Source organism: Mycobacterium sp. (assembly GCF_035697385.1).
Classification (GTDB): Bacteria; Actinomycetota; Actinomycetes; order Mycobacteriales; family Mycobacteriaceae; genus Mycobacterium.
On record NZ_DASSCY010000109.1, the window covers coordinates 1 to 9,693 of the forward strand.

Annotated in this window: 9 protein-coding genes and 2 pseudogenes; 6 read left to right on the forward strand and 5 right to left on the reverse strand. The window is 67.9% G+C overall.

The window, feature by feature from the left end; translation table 11 throughout:
- Positions 1 to 298, forward strand: a pseudogene (locus tag VFH65_RS09530) (HNH endonuclease); the annotation flags it as partial.
- Between the two features lie 6 nt (positions 299 to 304).
- On the opposite strand, the gene alc reads toward VFH65_RS09530, so the two are convergent.
- From alc to VFH65_RS09545, 3 genes are all read right to left on the reverse strand, one after another.
- Positions 305 to 1,312, reverse strand: a complete 1,008-nt coding sequence (alc, locus tag VFH65_RS09535) for an allantoicase (protein ID WP_353320951.1) — start codon at positions 1,310 to 1,312, stop codon at positions 305 to 307.
- A 16-nt stretch (positions 1,313 to 1,328) separates the two neighbouring features.
- Positions 1,329 to 1,850 (reverse strand): 2-oxo-4-hydroxy-4-carboxy-5-ureidoimidazoline decarboxylase, encoded by a 522-nt coding sequence (locus tag VFH65_RS09540; protein ID WP_353320952.1) that lies wholly within the window; start codon positions 1,848 to 1,850, stop codon positions 1,329 to 1,331.
- 67 nt (positions 1,851 to 1,917) lie between these two features.
- Positions 1,918 to 2,406, reverse strand: a complete 489-nt coding sequence (locus tag VFH65_RS09545) for an inorganic diphosphatase (protein WP_353320953.1) — start codon at positions 2,404 to 2,406, stop codon at positions 1,918 to 1,920.
- 107 nt (positions 2,407 to 2,513) lie between these two features.
- Between VFH65_RS09545 and dacB the strand changes: the two genes are divergently transcribed.
- Genes dacB through VFH65_RS09570 form a run of 5 tightly spaced genes read left to right on the forward strand, consistent with a single transcriptional unit; the run spans position 2,514 to position 8,812 of the window.
- Positions 2,514 to 3,902 (forward strand): D-alanyl-D-alanine carboxypeptidase/D-alanyl-D-alanine endopeptidase, encoded by a 1,389-nt coding sequence (dacB, locus tag VFH65_RS09550; RefSeq protein WP_353320954.1) that lies wholly within the window; start codon positions 2,514 to 2,516, stop codon positions 3,900 to 3,902.
- Positions 3,899 to 4,981 carry a zinc-dependent metalloprotease gene (locus VFH65_RS09555; protein WP_414688388.1) on the forward strand — a complete coding sequence of 361 codons (1,083 nt, stop codon included), beginning with the start codon at positions 3,899 to 3,901 and terminating at the stop codon, positions 4,979 to 4,981. Before dacB ends, VFH65_RS09555 begins: the two co-directional genes overlap by 4 nt.
- Positions 4,960 to 5,934: a tRNA lysidine(34) synthetase TilS gene (gene tilS, locus VFH65_RS09560; protein ID WP_353320957.1), complete on the forward strand. Its 975-nt coding sequence runs from the start codon at positions 4,960 to 4,962 to the stop codon at positions 5,932 to 5,934. The genes VFH65_RS09555 and tilS overlap by 22 nt, the downstream gene beginning before the upstream one ends.
- 10 nt (positions 5,935 to 5,944) lie before the next feature.
- Positions 5,945 to 6,565, forward strand: a complete 621-nt coding sequence (gene hpt / locus VFH65_RS09565; RefSeq protein ID WP_353320959.1) for a hypoxanthine phosphoribosyltransferase — start codon at positions 5,945 to 5,947, stop codon at positions 6,563 to 6,565.
- 15 nt (positions 6,566 to 6,580) lie between these two features.
- Positions 6,581 to 8,812: a molybdopterin oxidoreductase family protein gene (locus VFH65_RS09570; protein ID WP_353320960.1), complete on the forward strand. Its 2,232-nt coding sequence runs from the start codon at positions 6,581 to 6,583 to the stop codon at positions 8,810 to 8,812.
- A 2-nt stretch (positions 8,813 to 8,814) separates the two neighbouring features.
- Here the strand turns inward: VFH65_RS09570 and VFH65_RS09575 are convergent, their stop codons facing one another.
- Both VFH65_RS09575 and VFH65_RS09580 read right to left on the reverse strand, forming a co-directional pair.
- Positions 8,815 to 9,528, reverse strand: a complete 714-nt coding sequence (locus VFH65_RS09575; protein WP_353320961.1) for an SIMPL domain-containing protein — start codon at positions 9,526 to 9,528, stop codon at positions 8,815 to 8,817.
- 15 nt (positions 9,529 to 9,543) lie between these two features.
- Positions 9,544 to 9,693: pseudogene (locus VFH65_RS09580) on the reverse strand (alcohol dehydrogenase); the annotation flags it as partial.

A 9,693-nucleotide genomic window follows, 5' to 3' on the forward strand; every position in this document is an offset into this window, starting at 1 on the left:
CAAAACGTTCTGGGGCTGGCTGGACCGCCAACTACCCGATGGCACCGTCATCTGGACCAGCCCCAACGGCCAGACCTACACCACCAAACCCGGCAGCGCGATCCTGTTCCCGTCGCTGTGCCGACCCACCGCACCCATCACGGTCGCTGAAGCGACTGTCCCCACCGAGCCCGGCCGCGGCCTGGCGATGCCCCGACGCACACACACCCGCACCCAAAACCGCCAACGCGCCATCCAAACCGAACGCCAACTCAACAACAACCACACCACCCAACGCAACAAACCACCACCCTTTTAGGACGGGCTAGCCGCTGGAATCCCAGCGCTCGTGAACTCGCCGCAGGCCCTCCGCTGTCAGCTTGCCGAACAGTCGCAGTCGCGCCATCCCGCCGTCCGGATGGATGTCCAAACGGGCCTCGGTCACGGGCCGGTCGTCTTCGATGAGGAAGCGGTGCCTGGTGTCGGGCTGCAGCTCGGTCTGTGGCAGCAGGTCGAGCCGTTCGCCGTCACCGTCGCGCCCGCTCAACCGGGCCGAACCCGGTGCGTTGCCAAGGAAATACGACGTGTCGAGCTCGGCGAACGTCAGCACACCCTGACTGGCCAAACGCACCTGCACCCAGTCGTTTCCCGCGTCGCGCCGCCGTGACGTCTCCCAACCCTCGCCCATGGTCCGGGCGCCGCCGGGCAGCAGGAGATTGTTCGGCGAGCTGTAGAACATATTGGAACAGGCGGTAATTCGCCCGCCATTCTCCAGCGCCGCCAAGTCCAGCGGCAAGTCGGCGAACCGTGGGTCCAGCAGCCCTTCTCCGTGCACCCGCAGCCGCGCCACCCCACCGTCGGGATAGATCGACAGCCTCACATGCGACCATCGTCGGGATGACTTGACCTCAAACAGATTTCGGGTATCGCCGTTGATGTCAGCGCGCTCCACGATCGTCGTCCACTGCGTCTTCTCCGCCAGCTCCTCGGCCGACGGGAAGCCCGGCACGAACGCGGCCTCGACCGAAATCTGCGGCGGATAGTTCCCCGTGAACCACGCCGTGTCGACCACCACACCGCGGACTATCCCCGGCACTCCCAACCGCACGATGGCCGAATCACACGCGTCCGCAAGAACTCCGCGACGCCGCCGCGTCTCCCAGCCGTCATACACCTGGCCCTTGTGCCCGAACGTCGCAGGCCGGTGTTCGGCCGGGCCGGGCTTGATCAGGTTCTCCTTCTCGGCGAATAGCTCGTCATTCGCCCACAACACCGAGCCGCCTGCCGAGCGCGCCGCAAGATCGGGCAACGTCAGAAAATGCGGGCTGTTCACTCGGCGAGCCTAAGCCTCACCAGTTGTCGTAGCCGCCTTCAGGTCCCAGCATGCGTTCCAGCCGGCTGCGATTGATCCGCGCCAGCTCGTTGCGAACCACCTTGCGTTCGGTGTCGATGTCGTTGTGCACGCGATCGGTCATCGTCGCGAGCACATCCTGCGCGTTGTAGCCGTTGACGAACATCACGAAACCGAACCCGAAATGCTCCAGGTAGCGCTTGGCCGCGACACCCAGCTGTTCCACCACCTCCGGCCGCTCGTCAGTCACCGCACACTGCTCGGCCTGCGACTTCTCGCTGCCCGGGCGCCGACCCACATCCGGGTACGCCTGCAGGATCGAGTCGATCGAATCCTCCGACAGCCCGAACAGCAGCCTGTCGGCCTGCCGGAACAGCGCATCATGATCGGCGTAGGGACGGCCGCGCGCCAGATCAGCGGCCAGCGGCACGCTGTAGCAACACTCGTAAACGGCGTGTACTGCACGCCGCAGCGGCATCGCGTTGAACGCGTGCAAACCGACGCCCTGGTGCATGAACACACCGCAATGATCAAAGCTCGAGAGAACGCGGGCGTTACGCCGTGTTACAGCGGCGATAAATCCTGTATCAGTGACCGGTCGTCTTGAACCGCTCGATCGAAGCCAGCACCTCGGCCTCGGCCTTCTCGCGACCCACCCAATCAGCGGCTTTCACGAATTTGTTGGGCTCGAGCTCCTTGTAATGCACGAAGAAATGCTTGATCGCGTCGAGCTCGAACGACGACACGTCCTCGAGTTCCTGGATGTGGTCCCAGCGCACATCGCCGGCCGGCACACACAACACCTTGTCGTCGCCGCCTGCATCGTCTTCCATCTGGAACATACCGATCGGCCGCGCCTCGATCATGCACCCGGGAAACACCGACTCCGGCAGCAGGACCAGCGCATCCAGTGGATCGCCGTCCTCGCCTAGGGTGTTCTCGATGAAGCCGTAATCGGTCGGATAGCCCATCGCCGTGTACAAGTAGCGGTCCAGCTTCACCCGGCCGGTGTCGTGATCCACCTCGTACTTGTTGCGCGAACCCTTCGGGATCTCGATGACGACCTCGAACTCCACCGCCGCGGCTCCTCACTCATGTGCTCGATCAGGGGTCGTCGGGTGACGACGGAGGTCAACCCTAGTAGAGAGTTACCCTGCTGTGGCAGGACGGAGTCAGGAGAGCTATGCGGCCCACTCGGTGGCGGCGATCCACCCACGTGGTGGTCGGGGTGGCGGTGCTGGTGCTGGTTGCTGTCGTGGTCGCGGCGGCCGCAGTGCTCACCACCGGGCACTCCACCGACGCGGCGCCCATCAAGCCCGCTCCGCCTGCGGCAACGGCCAAGCCCGGCATCGTGCCCGTGGCCGCCTCCGCGCCCAAGCCAACGCCTGACCGGCTGGCCGCCACTCTTGCGCCCATGCTGGCCGATCCGAACCTCGGCAACCTGACCGGCCGCATCACCGATGCGATGACCGGCGCCCAGCTCTGGGCACAGGGCCCCGACGTGCCGATGCAGCCGGCCTCGACGAACAAGGTGCTGACCGCCGCGGCGGCGCTGCTGGCCCTCGACCGCGACGCCACGCTGACCACCCGGGTCTTCGCCGCCGACCAAACCCGCTCACCCGGCGTCGTGGTGCTCGAGGGCGGCGGTGATCCGACGCTGTCGGCCGCGCCCAACGGCCAGGCGACCTGGTACCGGGATGCGGCGCGGATCAGCGACCTGGCCGACCAGGTGCTCCGCAGCGGCATCGAGGTGACCAAGGTGCAGGTCGACATCAGCGCCTACAGCGGCCCCACGATGGCGCCGGGCTGGGACCCCGCCGACATCGACGGTGGCGACATCGCGCCGATGGAGGCGGTGATGCTCGACGGCGGCCGCACGCAACCCGTCAGCGTCGAGTCGAGACGGTCCACCACGCCCGCGCTCGATGCCGGCCGCGCCCTTGCCGTCGCGCTCGAGGTCGACCCTGCCACCGTCACCGTGCTGCCATCGGGCCTGCGTGGCGGCACGGAGATCGCAGCGGTGCAGTCTCCGCCGCTGATGGCGCGGCTTCGCGAAATGATGAACGCCTCCGACAACGTGATGGCCGAGGCGATCGGCAGGGAGGTCGCCGATGCGCTCGACCGGCCGCAGAGTTTCGACGGCGCGGCCAGGGCCGTACTGAACGAGCTGGACAGCGCCAAGATCGACACCTCAGGCGCGCGGCTGTTGGACTCCAGCGGATTATCCGTCGATGACCGGTTGACAGCCGAAACGCTCGACGAGGTGGTCAACGCCGCCGCGGGCAGCGCACAGCCCGATCTGCGACCGCTGGTGGATCTGCTGCCGATCGCCGGTGGCAGCGGCACACTGTCCAACCGCTACCTCGACACCGACGCCGGTCGCGCGGCCGCCGGATTCCTGCGGGCCAAGACCGGGTCGCTGACCGGGACCAACGCGCTGGCCGGCATCATCACCGACGCCAGCGACCGGGTGCTGACGTTCTCGCTGATCTCCAACAACGCGGGCCCGACTGGCCGCATCGCCCTCGACAACCTGGCCGCCGTGCTGCGGTCCTGCGGATGTGCCACATGAGCCCCTCGACCAAGTCCACACTGAACGTCGGCCGCGCCGTCGACTGGGACTTCGCCGCCACCGTCGGCGCCAAACTGGCCAGGCCCGGACCCGCGGCCACCGACTACACCCACCGCCAGGCCATCGAGCAACTGAGCGCGGCGGCGCGCAGCTCAGAACTGCCGGTGCGCGAGGTCACCGGGCTCACCGAGGGCGGCGAGATTCCCGAGGCCCGCATCGTCGACCGCCCCGAATGGATCCGCGCGGCGACGCAGTCCATGCGGGTGATGACATCCGGCAGCGATAAGGACGCCGAAAAGGACACGGCAAAGCCGCATCCCATTACCGGGCGGATCACCGGTGCACAGACCGGCGCGGTGCTGGCGTTCATCTCGTCCGGCATCCTCGGTCAGTACGACCCGTTCGGTCCGGGCGGGGGCGAGCTGCTGCTGGTGTACCCGAACGTGATTGCCGTCGAGCGCCAATTGCGAGTCCAGCCAGCCGATTTCCGGTTGTGGGTCTGCCTGCACGAGGTCACCCACCGGGTCCAGTTCCGCGCCAACCCGTGGCTGGCCGACCACATGTCGCAGTCGCTCGCCATTCTGACCGACGAGGCCGGCGAAGCCGTCACGGACATAGTCGGCCGACTCGCGGAGTATGTCCGCAACAACCGTAACGGCGCGAATGGTGCTGCGCCCGAACCGAATTCGACAGGTGTGATCGGGCTGCTGCGGGCCGTGCAATCCGAGCCGCAGCGAAAGGCGCTCGATCAGCTTCTGGTGCTCGGCACTCTGCTGGAGGGCCACGCCGATCATGTGATGGACGCCGTCGGGCCCGCGGTGGTGCCCTCGGTGACCACCATCCGGCGCCGGTTCGACGAGCGGCGTCAACGTAAGCAACCCCCGCTGCAACGGATTGTGCGGGCGCTGTTGGGTTTTGACGCCAAACTCAGCCAGTACACCCGCGGCAAGGCGTTCGTCGACCACGTGGTGTCCCGGGTTGGCATGGCCCGCTTCAACGCGGTGTGGTCCAGCGCCGAAACCCTGCCGCTGCCAAGCGAAATCGACGAGCCGCAGCGATGGATCGACAGGGTGCTGTAGCTTCGCTGCAGGCCGCGGTCGCGGCGTTCGCCAGCGAGCACTGCGCAGGTGACGACGGCTGGTGCGTCGCGTTGTCGGGCGGCGCGGATTCCCTGGCTCTGACCGCCGTCGCGGCCACAGTGAAGCCGACCACCGCGCTGATCGTCGACCATGGTCTGCAACCGGACTCCGAGCGGGTGGCCGCCGCCGCACGCCACCAAGCCATGGCGTTGAAATGTATTGACGCGCAAGTGCTTTGCGTCAAGGTTGGTTCGGAGGGCGGCCCGGAAGCCGCGGCCCGCACCGCCCGCTACCAAGCGCTGGACACGGCCCGCGGCGGCGCGCCGGTGCTGCTGGCGCACACGCTCGACGACCAGGCCGAGACCGTGTTGCTGGGGCTGGGCCGCGGATCGGGCGCACGCTCGATCGCGGGCATGCGACCGTGCGACCCGCCGTGGTATCGCCCACTGCTGAACGTCCGCCGCGAAGTCACGCATGCCGCCTGCGCCGAACTCGGCCTGTCGCCGTGGCAGGATCCGCACAACGCCGATCGCCGGTTCACCCGCACCCGGCTGCGGACCGAGGTGCTGCCGCTTCTTGAGGAGGTGCTTGGTGGCGGTGTCGCCGAAGCGCTGGCCCGCACAGCGACCGCGCTTCGCGAGGACACCGACACGCTCGACGAGCTGGCCCGGCACGCGTTGACCGACGTCGGCACCGGCGCCGCGCTGGACGTCACCCGGCTGGCAGCGCTGCCGGAGGCCATCCGGCGCAGAGCGATTCGCGGGTGGCTGCTCGCGGGCGGGGCAACTGACCTGACGGACAAACAGATTCGCGCCGTTGACACGCTGGTCACGGCTTGGCGCGGGCAGGGCGGCGTGGCCGTCGGGTCGCCGCTGCGCAGCCAGCGCCTCGTCGCAGGCCGCCGCGACGGGATGCTGACGCTGCACACCGAGCCCGTGCGAGGCAGCAACTAACACGGCCGCGTTGGTCGGGGGAGCGGCCACATGGCACGCTGTGGACGTGCCAGAGCAATCTGCCGAGCTGTATCCGGGCGACATCAAGTCGGTGCTGCTCTCGTCGGATCAGATCCAAGCTCGCGTCGCGGAGCTTGGCACGCTGGTCGGAGACGAGTACCGGGAGAAGATCGGCGAGAGCGGCGCGGACCTTTTGCTGGTCACGGTGCTCAAGGGCGCGGTCATGTTCGTCACCGACCTGGCCAGGGCGATTCCGCTGCCGACGCAGCTGGAGTTCATGGCGGTCAGCTCGTACGGCTCGTCGACCTCGTCGTCGGGTGTGGTGCGCATCCTCAAGGACCTCGACCGTGACATCAATGACCGTGACGTGCTGATCGTCGAGGACATCGTCGACTCCGGCCTCACGCTGTCGTGGCTGCTGCGCAACCTGGCGTCCAGGCACCCGAGGTCGCTACGGGTGTGCACGCTGCTGCGCAAACCCGACGCCGTCCGTGCCGACGTCGACATCGAATACGTGGGCTTCGACATCCCCAACGAGTTCGTCGTCGGCTACGGCCTGGACTACGCCGAGCGCTATCGCGACCTGGATTACATCGGCACGCTCGACCCGAAGGTGTACGAGCAGATTTAGGCGCAAGATGAGGCGATGACCGACACAGCCCTGCGGATCTGCCCTTTTTGCGAGGCCACCTGCGGCATGACCCTGACCATCGAGGATGGCCGGGTGACCGGTGCCCGCGGTGACCGTGAGGACGTCTTCAGCGCCGGATTCATCTGCCCGAAGGGCGCGAGCTTCGCCGAGCTCGACAACGATCCCGACCGGCTGGCGCGGCCGCTGATCCGCCGTAACGGCGCCCTGGTCGAATCCACCTGGGACGAGGCGTACGCCGTCGTCGCGGAGCGGCTCGGCGAAATCATCCGTGAGCACGGCGGGACTTCGGTCGGTATTTACCTCGGCAACCCGAACGCCCACACCGTTGCGGGCGCCCTGTACGCGCCGCTGATCATCCGTGCGCTGGGCACCCGTCAGGTGTACAGCGCCAGCACCTTGGACCAGATGCCCAAGCACGTCGCGCTCGGCTACATGTTCGGCAGCCCCGTCGCATTCACGGTGCCCGACCTCGACCGCACCGACTACCTGCTGATCATCGGCGCGAATCCCCTTGTGTCCAACGGAAGTCTGGCCACTGCCGCCGACTTCCCCGGCAAGCTGAGGGCATTACGTAAACGCGGGGGCAGGCTCACCGTCATCGACCCGGCCCGCACGCGCACGGCCGAGCTGGCGGATCGACACATTGCCCCACGCCCCGGCACCGATGCGGCGCTGTTGTTCTCGGTCGTGCACGTGCTGTTCGACGAGGGACTGGTCGACCTCGGGACAGTGGCCGATCACGTCAACGGTGTCGACGACGTCCGCACGCTCGCCGCCGGTTTCACGCCGGACGACGTCGCCGCCCACTGCGGCGTCCCCGCCGACGACATTCGTGTGCTGGCCCGCGAGATCGCCGCCGCGCCATCTGCGGCTGTCTACGGCCGAATCGGCACGTCCACAGTCGAATTCGGAACGCTCGGCAGCTGGCTCGTCGACGTCATCAACATCCTCACCGGCAACCTGGACCGCCCCGGCGGCGCGATGTTCCCGCTCTCGCCGGTAGCGCCGGCGCCGCGGCCACCGAAGAAGGGGCGTGGATTCGCGACGGGTCGGTGGCACAGCCGCGTATCCGGTTATCCCGAAGCGCTTTCCGAGCTCCCTGCCGCGGCCCTCGCCGAAGAGATCGACACCCCCGGCGACGGCCAGATCAAGGCGATGATCACGATCGCCGGAAACCCGGTGCTGTCCGCGCCCGACGGCGACCGGCTCGACCGCGCGCTGGGGGGAGGATTCGTGCACTTTATGCTTTCTATCGACCCGTATCTGAACGAGACGACACGGCACGCCGACGTCATCCTGCCGCCACCGCCGCCGTCGCAAAGCGCGCACTTCGATTTCGCGCTCAACAATCTCGCGGTCCGCAACAACGCTCGCTACTCTGCGCCCGCGCTGCCGCTGAACGGCCGTCCCGACGAGCCCGAGATTCTCTCGCGCCTTGCCCTGATCCTCTACGGCATCGGAGCCGAGGGAGATCCGGCGCTGGTCGACGAGCAGGTCATTGCGACCACGCTGGCCAAGGAGACCGCCGATCCGAACTCGCCCGTGGCCGGCCGTGCCGTCGACGAGCTCACCGCAATGCTTGCGCCCGGCCCCGGTTACGAGCGGCGCCTCGACATGATGCTGCGGCTCGGCGCCTACGGCGATGCGTTCGGCGCCAACCCCGACGGGCTCACCCTTGACCGGCTCAAGGCGGCCCCGCACGGCATCGATCTGGGCCCGTTGCAGCCACGCCTGCCCGCGGTGCTCCGAACGTCAACTGGGCGAATCGAACTCGCCCCCGAACCGCTGGTCGCCGACGCGGCTCGGCTGCGTGAGTCCATCGGACGCGGCGCCGACGGGTTCGTCCTCATCGGCAGGCGGCACCTGCGCTCTAACAACAGCTGGATGCACAACCTGCCCGCCCTCGCGGGCGGCACCAACCGGTGCACGCTGCAGATCCATCCCGACGACGCGGCCGATCTCGGTCTCGCCGATTCCGACACCGCTTCGGTCAAGGGGCCTGGCGGGGATCTGCTTGCTCCGGTCGAGGTGACACCTGGCATGCGGCGCGGCGTGGTGTCATTGCCGCATGGGTGGGGACACGACCGCGGCGGCACCCGGCTGGGGGTGGCCGCCGGCCAGCCTGGCGTGAACGTCAACCAACTCAACGACGGCCATCAGCTCGACCCGCTGTCGGGTACCGCCGTCCTCAACGGCATCCCCGTCGACATCGCCCCTGCGGGCTGAAGCTAGGCCAGCTCCCAGATCACCGTCACGCTGAACCCGACCGTCTGCTGGCCCGGCTCGACCGGCACTGGCACCGCCGCCATCTCGGCTCCGCGCTGCAGCGGAACGGGTGGCTGAGGTCCGGCGGCCTCCGAAATCGAGACCACCTTGCCCAGGTCCATGCCCGACAGCTGGGCGTACTGCTCTGCGCGGTCTCTGGCGTCATTGAAAGCTCGAGCACGCGCGTCCTTCACGAGCTCCGAGTCGTCGTCGATCGAATAGTTGACGTTGTTGATCCGGGTGGCGTCGCCGCCGGTGGACACGATCAGCGCCAGCGCCTGCGACGCCGCGTCCAATTGGCGGATCTTCACGTCGATGGAGTTTGTCGCCCGGTAACCATTGCCTGCCGAGCCGTCGGGATTGACGTTCGTCTGCAGGCTCGCCTGGGTGGTGCTGATGTCCTTGCGTTCGATGCCGGCGTCCACCAGCGCTTGGATGACGGCGGCCTGGCGGTCGCTGGCCTGATTCATGGCTCCGGTGACGTCGGGCGCGACGAACTCGATCGAGGCGTTGACGTTGAGCGTGTCCGGGGTGCCCTGTACCTCACCAGATCCCACGACGGTCACCTGCCGCAGATCGGCGTCTGGTGTCGGTGTCGGGCCCGACACTGCGTCGCACGCCGACAGTCCGACGGCGGCCAGCGCAGCCGCGGCGAGGAGGAGGAATCGGTTCGGCATGCTGGCACCCTACCGTCAGGGCGTCACGAGGATCTTGCAGTGCTCGGCGGGCGTGGCCAGCTCGTCGAACGCCTGCGCAACGCCGTCGAGTCCGACCTGTCCGGTGATCAGCGGCCCGACGTCGATCTCGCCTTCGGCGATGGCGCGCAGCGACTCCGCGAACTC